The sequence below is a fragment of the Pseudomonas sp. DWP2-2 genome (assembly GCF_049897065.1).
GTDB classification, from domain to species: domain Bacteria; phylum Pseudomonadota; class Gammaproteobacteria; order Pseudomonadales; family Pseudomonadaceae; genus Aquipseudomonas; species Aquipseudomonas paracarnis.
Map to the genome: position 1 here is coordinate 89,855 of NZ_JAFCVN010000015.1, position 19,010 is coordinate 108,864.

At 61.1% G+C, this 19,010-nt stretch carries 19 protein-coding genes; 6 read left to right on the forward strand and 13 right to left on the reverse strand.

The genetic code is table 11. The features are described from left to right. Nucleotides 1-4 precede the first annotated feature (4 nt). The 3 genes from ACP7CZ_RS24380 to ACP7CZ_RS24390 form a co-directional block, all read right to left on the reverse strand. Complete coding sequence (locus ACP7CZ_RS24380; protein WP_252950488.1) at nt 5-784, reverse strand: hypothetical protein; 780 nt, start codon at nt 782-784, stop codon at nt 5-7. Nucleotides 785-794: 10 nt separating this feature from the next. Then, nucleotides 795-1,421, reverse strand: coding sequence for a dTMP kinase (locus tag ACP7CZ_RS24385; RefSeq protein ID WP_252950486.1), 627 nt, complete (start codon nt 1,419-1,421; stop codon nt 795-797). Between the two features lie 143 nt (nt 1,422-1,564). Then, a complete protein-coding gene (locus ACP7CZ_RS24390; RefSeq protein ID WP_294165585.1) occupies nt 1,565-3,292 on the reverse strand; it encodes a hydrogenase maturation protein in 1,728 nt (575 codons plus the stop codon). 247 nt (nt 3,293-3,539) lie between these two features. On the opposite strand from ACP7CZ_RS24390, the gene ACP7CZ_RS24395 reads away from it, so the two are divergent. From ACP7CZ_RS24395 to ACP7CZ_RS24405, 3 genes are all read left to right on the forward strand, one after another. Further along, nucleotides 3,540-3,767 (forward strand): hypothetical protein, encoded by a 228-nt coding sequence (locus tag ACP7CZ_RS24395; protein WP_034127424.1) that lies wholly within the window; start codon nt 3,540-3,542, stop codon nt 3,765-3,767. Nucleotides 3,768-3,823: 56 nt separating this feature from the next. Next, on the forward strand, nt 3,824-4,084 hold the full coding sequence (locus ACP7CZ_RS24400) for a metallothionein (RefSeq protein WP_034127423.1): 261 nt from the start codon (nt 3,824-3,826) through the stop codon (nt 4,082-4,084). 117 nt (nt 4,085-4,201) lie between these two features. Next, the gene (locus tag ACP7CZ_RS24405) at nt 4,202-5,107 is read left to right on the forward strand and encodes a LysR family transcriptional regulator (RefSeq protein ID WP_054898491.1); all 906 of its coding nucleotides are present in this window, start codon (nt 4,202-4,204) and stop codon (nt 5,105-5,107) included. Nucleotide 5,108: 1 nt separating this feature from the next. On the opposite strand, the gene ACP7CZ_RS24410 is transcribed toward ACP7CZ_RS24405, so the two are convergent. From ACP7CZ_RS24410 to ACP7CZ_RS24450, 9 genes are all read right to left on the reverse strand, one after another. Further along, nucleotides 5,109-6,041 (reverse strand): cupin, encoded by a 933-nt coding sequence (locus ACP7CZ_RS24410; RefSeq protein ID WP_054898490.1) that lies wholly within the window; start codon nt 6,039-6,041, stop codon nt 5,109-5,111. A 131-nt stretch (nt 6,042-6,172) separates the two neighbouring features. Beyond that, nucleotides 6,173-7,663: an aldehyde dehydrogenase gene (locus ACP7CZ_RS24415; protein ID WP_181124344.1), complete on the reverse strand. Its 1,491-nt coding sequence runs from the start codon at nt 7,661-7,663 to the stop codon at nt 6,173-6,175. A gap of 153 nt (nt 7,664-7,816) precedes the next feature. Continuing rightward, nucleotides 7,817-9,196 (reverse strand): APC family permease, encoded by a 1,380-nt coding sequence (locus tag ACP7CZ_RS24420; RefSeq protein WP_259284241.1) that lies wholly within the window; start codon nt 9,194-9,196, stop codon nt 7,817-7,819. A 146-nt stretch (nt 9,197-9,342) separates the two neighbouring features. After that, a complete protein-coding gene (locus ACP7CZ_RS24425; RefSeq protein ID WP_186527314.1) occupies nt 9,343-10,725 on the reverse strand; it encodes an aspartate aminotransferase family protein in 1,383 nt (460 codons plus the stop codon). A gap of 36 nt (nt 10,726-10,761) precedes the next feature. Next, on the reverse strand, nt 10,762-11,601 hold the full coding sequence (locus tag ACP7CZ_RS24430) for a helix-turn-helix transcriptional regulator (protein WP_054898486.1): 840 nt from the start codon (nt 11,599-11,601) through the stop codon (nt 10,762-10,764). Nucleotides 11,602-11,702: 101 nt separating this feature from the next. Then, nucleotides 11,703-13,034: an LLM class flavin-dependent oxidoreductase gene (locus ACP7CZ_RS24435; RefSeq protein ID WP_294165591.1), complete on the reverse strand. Its 1,332-nt coding sequence runs from the start codon at nt 13,032-13,034 to the stop codon at nt 11,703-11,705. 22 nt (nt 13,035-13,056) lie between these two features. After that, on the reverse strand, nt 13,057-14,013 hold the full coding sequence (locus ACP7CZ_RS24440; protein ID WP_294165593.1) for an ABC transporter substrate-binding protein: 957 nt from the start codon (nt 14,011-14,013) through the stop codon (nt 13,057-13,059). Nucleotides 14,014-14,292: 279 nt separating this feature from the next. Further along, the gene (locus ACP7CZ_RS24445; RefSeq protein ID WP_200583337.1) at nt 14,293-15,621 is read right to left on the reverse strand and encodes an ATP-binding protein; all 1,329 of its coding nucleotides are present in this window, start codon (nt 15,619-15,621) and stop codon (nt 14,293-14,295) included. Further along, on the reverse strand, nt 15,618-16,328 hold the full coding sequence (locus ACP7CZ_RS24450) for a response regulator (RefSeq protein ID WP_371264155.1): 711 nt from the start codon (nt 16,326-16,328) through the stop codon (nt 15,618-15,620). Before ACP7CZ_RS24450 ends, ACP7CZ_RS24445 begins: the two co-directional genes overlap by 4 nt. A gap of 165 nt (nt 16,329-16,493) precedes the next feature. Here ACP7CZ_RS24450 and ACP7CZ_RS24455 point away from each other — a divergent pair, with 165 nt between their 5' ends. From ACP7CZ_RS24455 to ACP7CZ_RS24465, 3 genes are all read left to right on the forward strand, one after another. Next, nucleotides 16,494-16,805 carry a hypothetical protein gene (locus ACP7CZ_RS24455; RefSeq protein WP_294165596.1) on the forward strand — a complete coding sequence of 104 codons (312 nt, stop codon included), beginning with the start codon at nt 16,494-16,496 and terminating at the stop codon, nt 16,803-16,805. Beyond that, on the forward strand, nt 16,805-17,473 hold the full coding sequence (locus tag ACP7CZ_RS24460; RefSeq protein ID WP_054898480.1) for a DUF3313 domain-containing protein: 669 nt from the start codon (nt 16,805-16,807) through the stop codon (nt 17,471-17,473). Before ACP7CZ_RS24455 ends, ACP7CZ_RS24460 begins: the two co-directional genes overlap by 1 nt. Before the next feature lie 110 nt (nt 17,474-17,583). Beyond that, nucleotides 17,584-18,453, forward strand: coding sequence for an isocitrate lyase/PEP mutase family protein (locus ACP7CZ_RS24465; protein WP_014718426.1), 870 nt, complete (start codon nt 17,584-17,586; stop codon nt 18,451-18,453). Here the strand turns inward: ACP7CZ_RS24465 and ACP7CZ_RS24470 are convergent, their stop codons facing one another. Beyond that, nucleotides 18,454-18,933 (reverse strand): winged helix-turn-helix transcriptional regulator, encoded by a 480-nt coding sequence (locus ACP7CZ_RS24470; protein WP_057975954.1) that lies wholly within the window; start codon nt 18,931-18,933, stop codon nt 18,454-18,456. Nucleotides 18,934-19,010: the final 77 nt, after the last annotated feature.

Below are 19,010 nucleotides of genomic sequence, written 5' to 3' on the forward strand. Positions count from 1 at the left end.
GTCATTACCTTCCATATTCGGGGCCGTCGCGGTGTTTGGGACGCTTCATGCTTCGCTCCAATGCAGGCACAGATAGCTCCAGCTGGGGACCGCTCATTTCCAGCTCAAGCCATTGCCTGTGCGGCATACTCAAATCACAGACGTCTCGCAGCTGAACAAAATGCATTGCTCCACCTGCGCCCATGACCAGAAGCACGCCACCTGCGCCCACCGGGTCGTCAGCTTGAATATTGCGTAAAAATCGCAGGTATATCTGTGAACGCTCGCGCATCATCGGGTCCAGGCCGCGAACAGCTTCGCGCGCGGTTTGCTCCACGAGTCGTTCAAGGCTTCCCGCGGACAACGCCAAGTGTTCGTCGTCGAAGGCGTCGAGATATGGAACGGCTCGCGAAACCAAAGGCGTGTCGGTGTCATTGGCGCCCACCTCCACATACCAGTGCAGGCTTCTGGACGTTTCGACCAATACCTGATTCTCACCTGTCAGGGCGGCCATGAGTAAACGATGTCGTAGTCGTTCTTTTTTCAGGCTGGCGCCCTTCATCTTGAATTCGATCAAGCGCACGACACCTGGAAAGCTCAGCAGTACGTCAGCCAGCTCTTTGTCTGCAGGCGTCTGCTGTAGCAGGTTGACCACGCTTGGGATCGAGGTGTTTGCGTCTAGACGTGACCGCACGGCGAATCCGAGACCGTACAGAAAGTTTCCTATCACGACGTTTTCATAGAGTTTCTTCGTTCGGTGACGTTTGTTCTGATGACCAACATCATCCTGATCTTGCTGGTTCAACGGCACTCCGTTACTCCTGATGCTTGGGATGAAGGACCTTATATATCTGCAAAACCACCCGCCTCACCGCCTCTTCAATCGTCCCTTCATTGCGACACATTACCCACCCCTGCTCCACAGCCGCTCGCTCAAACGCCTCGGTACACGCAACTTGCTCCTCCAGCTTAGACATCACCGTACTGCTCAACCCCCGCCGTCGTGCTACCGCCCGCGCCCAGGATATTTGCGCCGCGGTGACAACCCCCACGTGCAGGTCCGGCACTTGCACCTGCCGATTAATGTTCAGCTCAAGAATGTCTGCAAAGGGTATCAACCGACGAAACGCGGCATCAGATGGGTACCAGCGATCCATCAGGATGATGCTGTCAGGTGGCTGCGCGGCCAGTACGTTCCGAGTAATCCAGCTGCGGCTGTCGGCAAAGCGCTCACACACCTCAAGTTCCAGATCCCGGCTGGGATCTCGGGCGAACGTGTTAACCAGAGCCATCGTTTGCGCTCGACAGGGATCGCTCTTGCGCTCGCACAGTCGCACGACCTTTATGTTGTCGGCCCTCAACGCTGTCGTAACGGCCTCCAACAGCGTGGTTTTACCGGTGCCTTTGGGGCCATCCATCGAAATAAACAGCGCACGAGTCATACGGGCGCTGCATCATCGTTCAGGTTGTGCAGTTCCATGGGGCCTCGGGGTCTGAGCGTTTGGGCGAGTTGGCCTCCATTATGGGCAACCCTATTGCCCAATGCGAGGCTGGACTGGCCGACGCGCCCTCCCCGCGTCGACGGTCAGTCATTCAGCATCCGGCTTTCCTGCACACCAGCCTCGTACCTCAACGCCCATGGCGCAATCAACCGCTGCGGGGTCTGGCAGGCTTTGCGTTTAAACACGAAGTTGCGGCATTTCTCGGCAAACTGCTGGCGGTTTTCCACCATGTCGAGTCGCATCTGTGCCAGCTCCTGCTCGCGACAGCGTTCAACTTGCTGAGTATCCAGCATGGCTTTTCGCGTGCGTGCGTGAAGGTACTTATCATCGGTCAACGCACGGTCAGCCTCTTGCAAAAGCCACAGGCCGAATGCCTGCAGACAGCGGGGCCCGATGCCCTGGACCATGCCGTACTGCTGGGCCTGGATGGCGCTGATGGGCAGGCATTCTTCGGTGAGCTTATGCGCGATTTCGCTGCCCACCGCCCGTGGCAGGCTGTAGGTCCAGTATTCGGAGCCGTAGAGTCCCATGGTCTTGTAGTGCGGATTGAGCACCACACCTTCGCGAGCCAATACAATGTCGGCGGCCAGCGCCAGCATCACGCCGCCTGCGCCCGCGCTGCCGGTCAGGCCGCTGATCACCAGTTGCCTGGCGGTGAGCAGCTCCAGGCACACATCGTCGATGGCTTGAATGTTGGCCCAGGCTTCCAGCCCTGGCACGTCGGCGGCCTGGATGACATTGAGGTGAACGCCATTGGAAAAGCTGCCGCGTCCGCCCTTGATCAGCAACACCTGGGTATCTCGCGCCTTGGCCCAGCGCAACGCTGCGACCAGCCGCTGGCATTGTTCGGTGCTCATGGCGCCGTTGTAGAACTCGAACGTCAGTTCGCCGATGTGGCCGAACTCTTGGTAGCGAATGGGTTGATAGACCCGCTCGTTGAAAGGCTGGCGGGCGATTGAGCTGTCCAGCACCGGAACGCCGGCCAGCCTTTGCGCCAGTACGTGCCGTGCCGGCAGCTTGAAGGTCTCTGGGCCTTTGGGTTTGAGCGAGCCGATCCACAGGCTGTGATCTCCGGCCGCCACCAGCACAGCGTCGTCCTGTACCGCGAGGATTTCTCCGGGAGTGCCCTGGCGGGCGTCCAAGTGCGCGTCGTAGAGGTAATATTGCCCGCCCAACAGGCTGGCCAACACGCCGGGCTGGCCATCGGCAGCGTCGAGGCTGCGTTTGATAAAGCCTGCGCAATCGAACCAACTGAAGGTGCGGTCGGCCTGGGTCATGTTCGGCTGCAAGCGCCCGATGACGCTGGGTTGGGTGTAATTGAGCGGTGTGGGGACGAAGCCCTTGGCGAATTTCGCCACGACGTCACGAATGCAAACCATCGCGGCATCGCTCACCAGGCCGTTGTACAGCTCGGATTTGCGCACCTGGTCGGGCATGTCGAATTCACAGGTGGACCATATCGGCCCTGCGTCCATTTCCTCCACCGCTTGCAAGGCGGTGACGCCCCAACGGCGAGCCTGCTGGGTGATAGCCCAATCCAGCGCACTGGCACCGCGGTCACCAACGATGCCCGGATGGATGATCACCACCGGGCGCTGCGGATGGCTCCATAGTTGGTGCGGCACACGGTCCTTGAGAAATGGGCAGATCACCAGGTCGGCACCTGACGCCTCGACCTGCTGGCACACCGTGGCTTGATCGGTGAACACCACAACGCTGGGGTCGTGACCCGCCTGGCGCAGATCCAGCCAGGCTCGTTGGGTCAAACCGTTGAATGCCGATGATAACAACAGAATCTTGAGTGATCGCATGGCTGACTCTTCCTTGAGAATGTGCGACCAGAGCTGCTCGTTGAGCCGTCCCTGGCCATCGATAAGCGCCCAAGGTTATAGAGCGGGCCAGCACGGCCACCTGATCGAGATCAATAGTCGGGTTCTGTTGTTCTCAAGGTTCGGCCGGTGAAAGCGGCTTATATTTTCTGAATCACTGCGCAGCCCACTCATCAAATGAACATGCCCTGCTCGGGTACGCCTTGTTAACCGTAACGGAGCCACGTTCATGTTCGAGAAAGCGCATTACCTCATCAGTTTCATCCTCGACAACCAGCCACAAAGCCGCACGCTTGAGCACGATGCAGACACGCTGGACCCGCAATGGGCCGAGTCCCTGCTCAGGCAGCGCTTCGCAGAGCTCAAGGACGCGAAATTGAGCGACGTCCAGGTGCAAAAGCGCAACAAGCCGGCCGATGAAGGCCATGACATCCCAGGGCATTACCAGCAGCCCTGATTTACGTATCAGAAAACCGCTGCCCGTTTATCAATCACTGAATATTCGGAGGACCTATGAACCCGACAACTCAAGGTTGGACCTGCGCCTGCCCAGGCTGCACCTGCCAGGTGACCCATGACACGCGTCACCAGCGCAACGGCAAAGCCTACTGCAGCCAGGCATGCGCCGACTTGCACCCCCAGGGTCAAGCGTGCCCCAGTGCCGATTGCCATTGCGAGTCGAATGTGAAGGTGCAAGACCGCGCTGTCAGCGATAGCCAGCTCGACGAGGCGATCGAAGAAACCTTTCCTGCGAGCGATCCCATATCGCCTTGATCATTCAGACCCATTAGGAAAACGGGGGCTGCATCGTGGCTCTAGGGTCTAGCAGTTGACAGCCCCCGGCAAAACTCAACAACCTGCACGTCTCACCGCCCTGCCCTGAGGCTGCCCTTGGACTATTTCACCGCGCTCACCGCATTCATCGAAGCCGCCGAAGGCAACAATTTCTCGCGTGCCGCCGAACGCTTGGGGATCAAGGCCTCAACGGTTTCACGCTATGTGAAGGACCTCGAGCAAGACCTGGGCATCGCGCTGTTCAACCGCTCCACACGCACGCTGCATCTGACCGAAGGCGGTCAGACCTTCCTGATACACGCACGCAGGGTATTGGATGAACTGGAACACGCCAAGGCCGCCACGTCTGCGCTGAACCAGCATCCCCGGGGAGTGTTGAAACTCAACCTGCCGCCGGCGTTTGCGCGGCATCACATTCTGCCGGCGTTGAATGACTTTCTGGTGCGCTACCCGCAGATCAGCGTGGAACTGGTGCTGGATAACACCCAGGTCAATTTGATTCATGCCGGCGTCGACTTAGCCATACGCATTGGCGAGCTGGCCGATTCGACCCTCAAGGCACGCAAGCTCAGCGACGGCCACTACCGCTTGGTGGTCAGCCCGGCGTTTGGCATGCAGCACCCTCCTCCTTCCACGCCCACCGACCTGGCCGGTTTGCCTGCGGTGCTGGGCACGGCTACCACCGGCGATATCAGTTTTGTATCCGCCGGCCGCGCGCTCCCGTTGCAGCATGACGGCGTTATTCGAATCAATGACCTGGACGCGCAACTCATCGCCGTGCGCCAAGGCTTGGGCTTTGGGCTGTTGCCGGACTGGCTGGTGGCGCAAAGTATCGAGGCCGGCGACTTGGCAGTGTGGCTGCCCGAATGGCATATCCAGGGCGTGGAGCGGGCGTTTGCGGTGTGGTTTGTGTACCCGCCCAAGCGCATCGTATCGTCCAAGGTCCGGTGTTTTATCGACTTTATCGTTGAACGACTGGGCGAAACACCGGACTGGAAGTGACTCAACTGAAGCGGATATCCAGCGCACGCAAGTAGGTTTGCAGCCCCGCATCCTGAATCGGGATCAGGAACGCCTCGCTATCCGATTCATTAAAATGCGCATGCCAGTAACCCGGTGGCGTGACAAACGCCAGGCCGGGAGACCAGTCGACCCGCTGCGGGTTACGAATTTGCCCATCCGCGTCCAGCTCGGTGCCCACCAATGAATAACAGCCCGTGGGGCAATCAATAATGAAGTCCAGTGCAATCGACTGATGCCGATGGGGTTTCTGCACCGATCCCGCCGGCAGAATCCCGTACATGGCCCACAACACGTGGGTCACCGTGCGCGTCTGCGGGAAATGACGGTTGCCCAGCAGGATGCTGATGCGGCTGCGGTCCTGTGCCCTGGGATCATCGGCCGCTTCACGCAACTTCGCGTTGGCCAGTGCTGCTGGGTACAGGGTCGGCGCAAAGCGATCGGCGCGGGGTGTCACCCCCAGGTAACGCAGCAACGGCTCATCGTGCACATAGTAAAGACGTGCATCCTCGCGGGCACTGAAGTGCGCTTGCTGTAATCCCGGCAGGGCGATAAAGCAGCCCTTGGACCATTGAATCTCATACTCCCCCTGAACCACGCTGCCCTCCCCGGCAATCACGTAGAACACCTGGGAAGTGGCGTTGGGTTGCAGGGTCAGCGTGTCGCCAGGGTTAAGGCGCATGAAGTTCGCGCATAGCCCGGGGCCTGTCGCAGGGCCTTCGCAGCCCAAGGCGTCGCTGAGGTCCAGCGGTACCACGCGGGAGGGGCCATTGTCATACAGCGAGGCCGGAAAGCTGTGGTAGGGAATGCGGGAAATCAGGTTGGCACTGATGGGATTCGCCGCCTTGCTGTACTCGAAGTACTCGGCGTCCACTTGGTTGATATCCGTCAGTGCGGGGTCGAATTCACGGTTCATCAGGCTCACCTCAGTCTTGGGCTGGATCGCGCAGCACGGTTGAAGCGCTGCACGGGCTAAGTGGACTATAGGCATTGCCCATTGGCGGATGAATGCCTGTAACGGCACAGCAGTTATGCGAAACGGGGCAGTTAACGCAATTGGAACCAGGTGGTTTTCAACTGGGTGTACTTATCAAACGAATGCAGCGACAAATCGCGCCCGAACCCCGACTGTTTGCCGCCGCCAAACGGCACGGTCACGTCCAGGGCGTCAATGGTGTTGACCGACACGGTACCAGCATTCAGGGCACGCGCCACGCGATGCGCACGGTTCAGGTCATCACTCCACACCGATGCCGCCAGGCCGTAGACGCTGTCGTTGGCTTGCTGTATCGCCTGTTCTTCGGTATCGAAGGCACTCACCGCCAGCACGGGGCCAAACACCTCATCACGGGACAGGCGCATGTCAGCGGTGACGTTGGCAAATATCGTCGGCTGGATGAAGTTTGAACAACCCTCGATGTTCAACTGTTGGCCACCGCTCAACAGCGTGGCGCCTTCTGCGCGAGCCTGCCCGATGGCTTGCATGATGCGTGCGGTTTGCCCGCTGTCGACAATTGCACCGGCGGCGCTGGCGGGGTTCAGTGGGTTGCCGGGCATCCAGGCGTGGGATTTATCGATCAGGCGCTCGATGAACTCGTCGTGGATGCAGCGTTGCACATAGAGGCGCGAATTCGCCGAACACACCTCGCCCTGGTTGAAGAATATCCCGAAGGCCGCCTTCTCCGCCGCCAGGTCCAGGTCCTGACAGTCTGCAAACACCAGGTTCGGGCTCTTGCCTCCACACTCCAGCCACACCTGCTTGAGGTTGGACTGCGCGGAGTACTGCATGAAGTACTTGCCCACTTGGGTCGAACCGGTAAATACCAGGCAATCGACGTCCGGGTGCAACCCCAGTGCCTTGCCGGCGCCCTCGCCCATGCCTGGCACCACGTTCAGCACGCCCTCGGGGACGCCCGCCTCGAGCGCCAGTTGGGCCAGGCGCAGGGCGGAAAACGGCGATTGCTCAGCGGGCTTGAGTACCACGCTATTGCCTGCCGCCAAGGCGGGTGCCAATTTCCAGGCGGCCATGTCCAGCGGGAAATTCCACGGCACCACCGCTGCAATCACGCCCAATGCTTCGCGGGTAATGGTCGCCAACGCGTTGTGGGCAGTCGGCGCGACCTGATCGTAGAGCTTGTCCAGGGCCTCACCGTACCAGGCGAAAACATGGGCCGCGCCGGGTACGTCGACGTTATAGGCGTCCATTACCGGCTTGCCCATGTTCAGGGAGTCCAGCAGTGCGAGTTCTTCGCGGTGGGTCATCAACAGGTCGGCGAGTTTGATCAGGACTTTTTTGCGTTCGCCTGGAGGCATGCGTCGCCACGGGCCGTTGTCAAAGGCGCGGCGTGCGGAGCGTACTGCCAGGTCGACCTCCGCTGCACCGCAGGCGGCGACCTGCGCAAGCAAGCGGTTGGTCGCCGGGTTGATGGTGTCGAAGGTCGCCCCGGAGAGTGCACCTACGGGCTGGCCGTCGATCAGGGCGGTGCTGATGAAGGTTTGGCGGGCAGCGCGTTGCTGCCAATAGTCGAGGTTGAACATGCTGTACTCCTGAATTGGGCCGTAAGGCTTTTGTAGGAGCGAGCTTGCTCGCGAAAAACTCACAGGCGCCGCGTTCATCCAGGAAGAACGCGTTATCGTTGACGTTTTTCTCGAGCAAGCTCGCTCCTACGGATGAACCGAGGTGGGGCCTGTTCATTCGGCCATTTGCAGCTCCGGCATGCGTACCCGGAACCCACGCGTGACGCAGAACAAACACACCAGCCCCAGGCCCATCCAGCCCAGGCCGATGGTGAACGACATACCCGACAGGCTCGTCCACAACCACAGCGTGCTGAGAAACCCCAGGCCCGGCAGTGCGGCGTACAGCAGATAGTTGCGTGTACCGCGCAGCTTCTGGTCGCCCAAGTAATGTTTGATCACGGCCAGGTTCACCGCCGAAAACGCGAACAGCGCGCCAAAGCTGATCATGTTGGCCACGGTGTCCAGGCTGATGAACAGCGCAATCAGCGAAAACAGGCTGACCAGCATGATCGCGTTGGCCGGTACGCGTTTTTTCGTCACCAGCTTGCCGAATACCCTGGGCAACGCGCCGTCGCGGCCCATGGCGAACAGCACGCGGGACACGCTGGCCTGGGAGACCATCGCGGAGGCGAAACAGCCCGCCACATAGGTCGCGGTAAACGCACTCACCAGTAGCTCGCCGCCGACCCGGCGCATCACATCGACCGAAGCCGAGTCGGGATCGGCAAAACTATTCCATTCCGGGAAGACCATCTGGGCGCAATACGACACCACCAAAAACAGCAACCCACCGATCAGCGACACCGCCATGATCGCCTGCGGAATGGTACGACGCGGGTCAGGTGTCTCCTCAGCCATGGTCGACACGGCATCAAACCCCAGGAACGACAAGCACAGCACCGCCGCGCCGGTCATGATCAGCGGCACGCTGAAACCTTCATGGTGAAACGGCTTGAGCAGCGACACCGGCTCGGCTTGCCCGCTGAGGTTGTGGATCGACAACCCCACGAACACCACGATGAACACCAGTTGGGCCACGATCAGCACCCAATTGACCCGGGTAATCGACTCGATACCCACCAGATTCAGCGCCGTCACCAGGGCAATGGAGCCCAATACCCATACCGCGGTGGGCACGGTAGGAAAGTATTCGGACAAGTAGATGCCGATCAGCAAATAGCTGAGCAGCGGCAGGAAGATGTAGTCCAGCAGCAAGGTCCAGCCGGCGATAAAGCCGAAGGAGGCGCCAAACGCCTTGCGCGTATAGGTGTAGACCGAGCCCGAATACGGGTGCGCCTTGACCATGCACCCATAGCTGTAGGCCGTCAGCAGCATGGCAGCCAGGGTCAACAGGTAGGCGGTGGGCAGGTGCCCCTTGGTCATTTGGGTCACCAGACCGTACGTGGTGAACACCGCCAGCGGCACCATATACGCCAGCCCGAACAGTACAAGCCCGACAAGGCCCAGGGGTTGTCGAAAGCGGCGCGATGAGGTTGGTTGGGTTGGGGTTTGATGGACGGGAGTATCGGCTACGTTTGTTATTGTATTCATTGCTGACTCCTGGAAAGTGGAATGCAGGGCGCCGCGGCGTTCGATCAAATCGACACCTTTGATGAGCCATCCATTGGGAGCGGTGGGCAGGCCGCTATGGGCCGCCCACCCTGTTCAACCGAAGCGGCACGCGGGGGCTCAGCCCTTCACAGTTTTCCCGCGATCCGTGCGGTGCGGTCCACCGCAATGCGGGTCTTGTCGACCAGTTCATCGAGCTCCGCGCGGCTGGCTACCAGGGCCGGCGCCATGATCATGCGGCCCAGGGTCGAGCGAATGATCACGCCTTCTTCAAAGCCAAAAGTGCGGCATTGCCAGGCCAGGTCGTTTTCATTGGCAAAGCGTTTGCGCGTGCCTTTGTCCTCGACAAACTGCAAGGCTGCCAGCAGGCCGGTGCCCTGGATCTCGCCGATCAGCGGGTGGTTGCCAAAGACTTCGTGCAGGAGCTTGTGCAAATACGGCCCGGTGTCGTCCTTTACCTGGCGCACGATCCCTTCGTCACGCAAGGCCTTGAGGTTGGCCAGGGCCACCGCCGCCGCAACCGGGTGCCCGGAATACGTCAGTCCATGGGCAAACACCCCGCCCCGCTCTACCAGGGCTTCGGCCATGCGCTTGCTCAATACCAAACCGCCCATGGGCAGGTAACCTGAGGTCAGGCCCTTGGCGATCGACAACGTGTCGGGTTCGAAGCCGAAATGCTGATGGGCAAACCACTCACCTGTACGACCGAAACCGCCAATCACTTCATCAGCGCACAGCAGCACATCGTATTGGCGACAGATACGCTGGATCTCTGGCCAATAGCTTTCTGGGGGGAAAATCATGCCGCCGGCGCCCTGGAAAGGTTCAGCGATAAAACCGGCGACGTTTTGCGCGCCCAACTCCAGAATCTTTTCTTCCAGTTGCAGGGCGCAGCGCCGCCCGAACTCGGCCGGAGTCAAGTCACCGCCCTGGGCGTACCAATAAGGCTCGTCAATGTGCGCGACGTCCGGGATCAAGCCGCCCATTTCATGCATGAATTTCATGCCGCCCAGGGCAGACGCCGCCAGGGTGGAGCCGTGATAGCCGTTCCAGCGACCGATCATGATCTTCTTCTGCGGCTTGCCGAGCACTTGCCAGTAGCGGCGTACGGTGCGGATCAGCACCTCATTGGCTTCGGAACCGGAGTTGGTGTAGATCACATGGCTGTAGTGCCCTGGCAACAGGCTGAACAGCAACTCGGACAGCTCGATCACCGCCGGATGGGTGGTGTGAAAGAACATGTTGTAGTACGCCAACTGATCCATCTGCGCAGCAGCCGCAGCCGTCAGGTCCTTGCGCCCATAACCCAGCTGCGTGCACCACAGGCCCGACATCCCGTCCAGGTAACGCTTACCCTCGCTGTCCCACAGGTACAGGCCCTCACCGCGGACCATTACGCGCGGGCCTTCGGCATTCAGCGCCTTTTGATCCACAAAGGCATGGATATGGTGGGCCGCGTCCGAGGCCTGGTAGTCCTGGGTCTGGCGTTGCGGTTCAAAGGGTAGGTTCATGGCTTTTTCTCTTGTTGTGGGTAGTCATGCAGCCGGTCAACGGCCTTTGCTCATGTAGCGTTCGAGGGGGTCTTTGCTCAGCCCGCCCTGGGCCTCGGCCAACGAGTCGATAAACAGGGAAAACAGTTCCGATTGCGTGCCGATGTCGAGCTTGCTGTAGATGTGCTTGCGGTGGGACTTGATGGTGTCTTCGGAGACCCCGAGGCGCTCGGCCAGCGAACGTGTGGAGTGGCCGCGCAGGATCAACTGGGTGATCCGGCATTCGCGTTCGGTGAGCAGCGAGGAGCCGAAGTTGTTGAGTGCCGAGTGAATACGCTGTTCCAACAGGCTTTCGAAACGCGCGCCCTGAGTCTCCAGGCCGACGAAGTGCTTGCCCAGCACTGCCAATACCCATGGTGCTATGCGCTTGAAATGCTCGGTGGTGTCCGCGTCGAGCTTCTGCGTAAAGGCCAGCGACACCGCCAGGCTCAAGCCGTTGCTCGCCTGCAGGATGTAGTTGAGCTCATCCTCCAGGTGCGAATGCCGGTAAAACGACTGGTAGTACTCGCTGTGCTCAAAGTGGTCGGGGGCCACATCGGCGAGGTCGTAGCAGCCGGAAGTGGCGCCCTCCACGCAGGCGCCGTAGAACGGGTCGAGCAAGTAAAAACCGGAGAGGTACTGGCGCACATTGCCCTGGGGCAGCCATGGCCCGTCCAGTTCGAACAATGCGCTGGGCATGCCGTCGTGGGGGTACAGGTACAAGGTCGTGGCCTGAATGGGGCGGATACACCCCAGGGCATCGAACAACGTGGCGGCAAACCCCGCGTGCCCGATGCTCTCGGTCACCCTGGCTATCTGTTCGAACCACTGGGCTGAAGACAGTCGATCATTATCCACTTCGAAGACTCGCCGTCATAACGGTTGGGTGCGACACCAGATCACTGGCGCCGGGGACTGAAGTGATAGTCCCACACCCGCAAAGTCATCGAAATCACCCCTTAGGGTGAGGGGGTGCGCTGGAACCTCGGAATCGCCAAGCCCAGGCTTTCGCGCAAGGTCGAGCCCTCGTAGGCCGTGCGATAAACACCGCGCTCTTGCAGCAAAGGGATCACCTCCTGAGTAAAGCGATCAAATTGCCCAGGGTGCCCGATGTAGATATTGAACCCGTCCACCGCCCGTGCCTCGAACCAATCCGCCATTTTCTGCGCCACCGTGGCCGCGCTGCCCACGAACGCGCCTGGGCGCAATTGCCGGCCAAATTCGACGGCCTGGCGCAGGCTGAAGCCCTGCTCCCGCGCCTGGTCGGCGATACGTTTGGCAGCGGTGAAAAAACTGCTGCGCGCGGCCTCCAGGCTCTCTTGCGGGAACGGCGCATCCAGGTCGTACTGGCTGAAATCATGCCAGCCAAAATTGCGCCCGAACTCCTTGAGTGCCAGCGCAAAACTGTGGTCGATTTGATGATAGTGCTGCTCGATTTCCCGGGCATGGGCATCGGTGTCGCCCACATAAATTTCCGCACCGGGCATGATCAGTACCTGTTCCGGATCGCGCCCCCGTTGTGCCGCCCTGCCCTTGATATCCCGGTAAAACGCCTGGCCCTGCTCGATACTGGCCGCGTGGGTGAAGATCACATCGGCAGTGGCGGCGCCCAGGTCGCGGCCTTGCTCCGAGTCGCCGGCCTGGAAAATCACCGGCTGGCCCTGGGGGGAGCGCTGGATATTCAGCGGGCCCACCACCGAGAAGTGTTCGCCCTGGTGATTCAGGCTGTGCAGCTTGCTCGGGTCGAGAAACTGCCCAGTGGCACGGTTGCGCACAAACGCATCGTCTTCGTAAGAATTCCACAGCCCCTGCACCACCTGAACGTGTTCGGCGGCACGCCCGTAGCGGGTGGCATAGTCGTAATGTTCGTCGCGGCTGTAATTGCCGGCGGTACCGGCATCGCCACTGGTCACCACGTTCCAGCCGGCGCGGCCTTTGCTGATCAGGTCCAGGGAGGCCAGGCGCCGGGCGACGTTATACGGCGAGTTATACGAGGTAGTCAGCGTACCGACCAGGCCGATATGCCGCGTGCTCACGGCCAGTGCCGACAGCAACGTCAGCGGCTCCAGGCGATTGAGGTAATGGGAGGGCGAGCCTTCGGTGATGAACTGGCTGTCGACGATGAACATTAGGTCGAACAGCGCCGCCTCGGCCTGGCGCGCTATCTCGATGTACCAATCGACGTTGACGCTGGCATCGGCCGGCAATTGCGGATCAAGCCACAGGTTATGGCGGCCCGGCCCACCGCAGCCCATGGTCAGGGCGCCCAGTTTGAGCTGTCTTTTAGTCATTGCGCAGTAGTCCTTCAAGCGGTCAGGGCTGGGTGGTGGCGACGGCGGGTTGCAAGGCGGCCGCGAATGAAGGGTCGAACAACGTGGCGGCCGAGTAGGACTTGACCAGGCCCAGGCCGGCAAAAAAGTCCACGGTCTTTTGCGCCTCGATGGGCGCCTGAGGCGCCAGCGGCTCGACGGTGGTGCGTGCGCGGGCAAACCAGACGCGGGCGATGTCGGCATCAGCGCGGGTGCGCTTGGCCCAGGCATCGGCATACGCGTTGGCGTTGGCCGGGCTTTGGCGGGCCCAGTCGCGGGCTTTTTTCAGGCGCTGGAGGAAGTCGCTGATGGGTTCACGCTTGGCCTCGACAGCACTGGCGTTGGCGGCAATGAAACTCTGGGCCGGGATCAAGTCTTCAGCGGTTGCCAGCACCCGCGCACCTTGGCGTTCCTGTTGCGTGACGTAGGGTTCCCAGGTAGCGATCACGTCAACCGCACCGCCTTCCAGCGCGTGGGAGGCATCCAGGGCGCTGAGGTAGCGCCATTGCAGCGAATCCCGCGCAACCCCGGCCTTGTCCAGTGCGGTCAGCAACAGTTGCTGGCTCCAGGAACCTTTCCAGATCGCAGCGCGCTTGCCTGCCAGATCGGCCAGGCTGTGGATCGACGAGTCTTTTTTTACCAGGATGGCTACGCCGTCGAGATTTTGCCGGCTGACGGCAATCACTTTGATCGGTGCACCCAAGGCGCCCAGGAACAACACCGGGGCATCCCCGAGCAGGCCCAGGTCCAGGCTGCCGACGTTGAGCGCTTCGGCCACCGGCGACCCGGCCGTGAACTGCTTCCAGTCCAGCGTGTAAGGCAGGTCATCGAGCACCCCCGCCGCTTCCATCACGGCCTGGGCGTTGTAGCTCTGGTCGCCGACCACCAGGGTTTGCGCCTGCGCCGTCAGGCACAGCAAAGAGGCGGCCAACCCGGCCGCCAGGGTTTTGAGGTAACGCACGTTCGTCTCCAGATGCCTTGTGGGGCATTCAAATCGATCCGCACGCACGGTCTCGGTTTTAAAAAGCTTTTATCTGTGGCGAGGGAGCTTGCTCCCGCTGGGCTGCGTAGCGGCCCCATGCTCCGGACAAAGAGCAGGGCCGCTTCGCGCCCCAGCGGGAGCAAGCTACCTCGCCACAGGTTTTTGGGTGTCCGGGCTATTTTCGTGGGGCTGAAGGCGAGATGTAAAATACTAATAACGCATAACCTAATTCATTAATAATGCGCATATCGCATCACGCTAGCGCGGCAATTCAACCCGAGCCACCAACCCCGACCCACGTCGATTGCTCAGGCTCAGCTCACCGCCCTGCTCGCGCACAATGGCCCGCGCTGCCGAGAGCCCAAGCCCTACCCCACCGGTATTGCGGTTGCGTGAGGTCTCGAGACGAAAGAAAGGGTCGAACACACGCTCCAGGTCCGCTTCGGGAATCCCCGGGCCCTCGTCGCTGACCTCGATGCGTACCCGCTGATCGTCAACACTCAGAGCAATGCTGGGGTGCCGGGCGTACTTGGCGGCATTTTCCAGCAGGTTGACCACCACCCGTTTAAGCGCCAATGGCCGGCCGTGATAGACCAGATGGGGCGGCCCCCGGAAGTCGACCGCCAACTGCTGGTCCCGATAGTCGTCGATGATGGTTTGCAGCAGTTCAGACAAATCGAATGCCGTGCTGTGCTCCAGTACCGTATCGTCGCGGAAAAACGCCAGCGCGGCGTTGATCATCGACTGCATTTCCTCGACATCGCGAATCAGCTTGTGCTGATGGTCCAGATCCTCCATGAACTCGCAGCGCAGGCGTATCCGCGTCAAAGGCGCGCGCAAGTCATGGGAAATGGCTGCCAGCATCTGGGTGCGTTCGCCGATGAAGTGCTGGATCTGCGCCTGCATGGTGTTGAAGGCGATAGTGGCCTGGCGTATTTCGTCGGGGCCTTCGATGTCGATGGGCGGTGCGCGCAGATCGCCGCCGAAGCGTCTGGCGGCACTGGCGAAACGCTGCAATGGCTTGGCCAATTGCCGGGTGGCCACCCAGGCGACCAGCAAGGTGGCGATCAACCCCAGGATGATGATCACCGCAATCCGCGTGGGTGCGCTCAGGCCCCAACTGCGTTCGGGTGGGATGAAGGACAACCAGCTGCCATCAAGTAACTGCACCAGCGCGACATAATGCGCGTCGGGGCTGCCACGGGGCCAATCGTCCGGGCTGTACACCTGAATGGTGCGCCCCGTGCCAAACAACGCCTGTATCCCCGGGACTTCGCCCGCCTGTAGCACGTTGCCGCCGCTGGGCAGGCCGAAATCCACGGGGTCGGTATGCCACGTCACCTGCAACCGGGCATCGCTGGCCGCTGCCGCCAGGTGCGAGCGTAACGGCGCAGGCGCCGCCTCGATCACTTTCAACGTCGCGGCCATTTGTTCCAGCAACCCCGTGCGGTCGATGGGCGGACGCGCCCACACCCCGGCCACCTGCACGAACAAGGCATTGAGGGCCAGTGAGGCGAGCATCGCGGCGAGAATGGTCAGGGCGATCCGCCGGTTCAGGGTGTCGCGGCGCAGCAGGCGGCGAATCATGCGCGGGTCACCGGGGCAGTGAACAGATAGCCGCCATTGCGCACGGTGCGGATCAGGTCCGGGCGCTTGCAATCGGGCTCGATCTTGCGCCGCAGCCGGCTGACCTGCACGTCGATGCTGCGGTCGAAGGCGTCGTGGCCCTGGCCGTGGGTCAGGTCGATCAACTGGTCGCGGGTGAGAATGCGCTGGGGGTGTTCGAGAAACACTACCAGCAGGTCGAACTCGCCACCGGACAACGGGATCATGACGCCCTCCGGCGAACGCAGCTCGCGACAGGTGATATCCAGATGCCAACCGGCGAAGGCAATCACCGGGCGTGAGCGCTCGTCGGCCGCGATGACCGGCTGTCCCGCACGCCGTTGCACAGCGCGCAGCCGGGCCAGCAATTCGCGCGGGGCGAAGGGTTTGGTCAGGTAGTCGTCGGCGCCCAGCTCCAGGCCAACAATGCGGTCGCTCAGCTCGCCCATGGCCGTGAGCATGATGATAGGGATGCCGAACTGCGCCCGCACTTTCTGGCAGAGGCTGAGGCCGCCTTCGCCGGGCAACATGAGGTCGAGGATGATCGTGTCCGGCCGCTGTTGTGCGACGGCCGCCCACATGGCCTCGCCGTCGGCGGCCACGTCGACTTCATAGGCGTGCTGGACGAAGAATTTCTTCAGCAATGCCAGCACTTCCACGTCGTCATCGACGATCAGCAGTCTGCTCACGTTCACAGATTCCCAGGCCAAAAAAAGAACGACATCTAAAACCATTCCGGCGCCGGGGTCATTTATTTCAATCGAGCAACATTCCTTCGCCACGGACACAACCCGGACATCTTTGGGCAAAACCTGTCGGGCATTCTGCACATCTCCCACTCACGAAAGACGCCTATGAAAGTTTCGAACAGCAGGTACACCGAGCAAGCAGCAGGCGATGCGCGGCCACTGGTACTGAGCCAGCGCACCTCTTCCCCGGCTCAGGATAGCCCGATGCTGTTCCAGGAATCCTGCCTGGGGCTGAACGCGGACCTGGACCGTATCGTGCTGCGTCGCTACTTCGAACACTACAGCCCCGACGCCGGGCGCTGGGTCGAGTACGCCCACTCCATTCCCATCGCCGAGCTTGTCCACTGGATCATGACCCATGGCCAGTTGCATATCGAATCGTCACACGACACTCCAAACGAACAGGCAACCCATTGATGGCCCGTAAATGCTCACTCCTGCTACTGATGGCGGCCACCCTGAGCCTGATGGCTTGCAGCAGCAACAAGGTCGAACCCGAGCGATATACAGGCTTTCTTCATGACTACAGCCTGCTTAAAGAACAACAGAGCCCGTCGGGCCAGACCGTACTGAGTTGGATCAGCCCGGCCTTGAAGCGCGGCCGCTACAAGCAGGTCTACCTGGCGCCTAGCCAGTTTTTCCCGGCTGTTGAACCCACCGCTCAGATCCCCCAAAGCACGCTCTCCCACGTCACCGGCTACTACGACCTGGTACTGCGCTCGGAACTTGGCAAATACGTTTACCTGGCCTCAAAACCTGGCCCTGACACCCTCACAGTACGCCCTGCCATCACCCGCATCGCCACCAGCCCACAGGGACTGCGGTTGTATGAGTGGCTGCCGATCACCCTGGTCGCAGCGGGCGTGAGCGCCGCCACAGGCATACGCGATCGAGACAGTGAAATCGCCACGGAGCTGTCATTGGAAGATGGTTCGACCGGCGATGTCGTGGCGGCCATGGTGCGTAAAGGCACCGGCGCCCCCCTGGCCAATGACAAGCAAGTCATGACCGCCGACAACGTCAAGGACGTGCTCGACGGCTGGGCCCGCGACCTGGGTACGTCGTACAGTGCAGTCGCTCGATAACCCTCGCCGCGCTCAAACGTCATAATCACAGGGGCATCTGCGTGGTAATCTCCCGGCACCACGAATAGACATTGATCGTCACTTGACGATGACCAAAGCCAGGAAAGACCATGCCCAAGATTTCTCACTCAGCGCTACGCCGTAACTTCCGTGACCTGCTGGCAACGCCCCTGTGCGTTGAAACCGCCTCCGTATTCGACCCCATGTCTGCCCGCATCGCGGCCGACCTGGGGTTTGAAGTGGGAATCCTGGGCGGCTCGGTCGCCTCCCTGCAGGTGCTGGCGGCCCCCGATTTTGCGTTGATTACCCTGAGTGAGTTCGTCGAGCAAGCCACCCGCATCGGCCGTGTGGCCCAGTTGCCCTTCATCGCCGATGCCGACCACGGCTACGGCAACGCCCTGAACGTGATGCGCACCGTCGAAGAACTGGAACGTGCCGGCGTCGCAGCGCTGACCATCGAAGACACGCTCTTGCCCGCGCAATTCGGGCGTAAATCCACGGACCTGATTTCCGTCGAAGAAGGCATCGGCAAGGTCAAGGCCGCGCTGGAGGCGCGTGTCGACCCGGCGCTGTCGATCATTGCGCGCACCAATGCCGGCGTGCTGCCCACCAGCGACGTGATTGCGCGGACCAAGGCCTACGAAAAGGCCGGTGCTGACGGCATCTGCATGGTCGGCGTCAAGGACTTCGACCACCTGGAGCAGATCGCGGAGAACCTCAGCGTTCCGCTGATGCTGGTGACCTACGGCAACCCACAACTGCACGACAGCGAGCGCCTGGCCAGCCTGGGCGTACGCATCGTGGTGGCCGGGCATGGCGCCTACTTCGCCGCGATCAAGGCCACTTACGACAGCCTGCGTGCCCAGCGCCAGCTGACCCACAGCACCTCGAACCTCAGTGCGACGGAATTGACCCACACCTACACCTTGCCTGAGAGCTATGTGGCGTGGGCCGAAGAGTTCATGGATGTAAAAGAGTAATCAATCACTACGGCTCAGCCGTTGGCGCATCCCTGCGCTGGCGGCCGGGCCGGGCTGTACCACGCACTGATCCATCGCCACCCACGCACCTTCCTCCGTCGCCATCATCGGCTGCACCGGCCGGCCCGTCTCGCGTTCCACCACCTCGACACTGATGCCCTCCTCGGCGTAATGCCGATTGCCCCACGCCACCAACGCCATCAGCACCATACGAAAGTCTTCGCCTCTGGCCGTCGGCACGTATTCGTACCGTGGCGGCCGCTCGCTGTAGGCGCGGCGCTCCAGCATCCCCGCTTCTACCAAGCCATTAAGGCGGCGCGTCAGCATGTTGGGCGCGATGCCCAGGCTGCGCGAGAACTCGTCAAAACGGCGCAAGCCGTGCAAGGCGTCGCGCATGATCAGCATGCTCCACCACTCCCCTACCCGTTCAAGGCTACGGGCGATGGGGCATTCGGCACTGATGAGGGATTTGCGCTGCATAAGTATTCCTGTGTGCGAGTACAAACTTGTATGACGCCATGTTACTTTCATGATGATAGTGACGTCCATACGCTGTG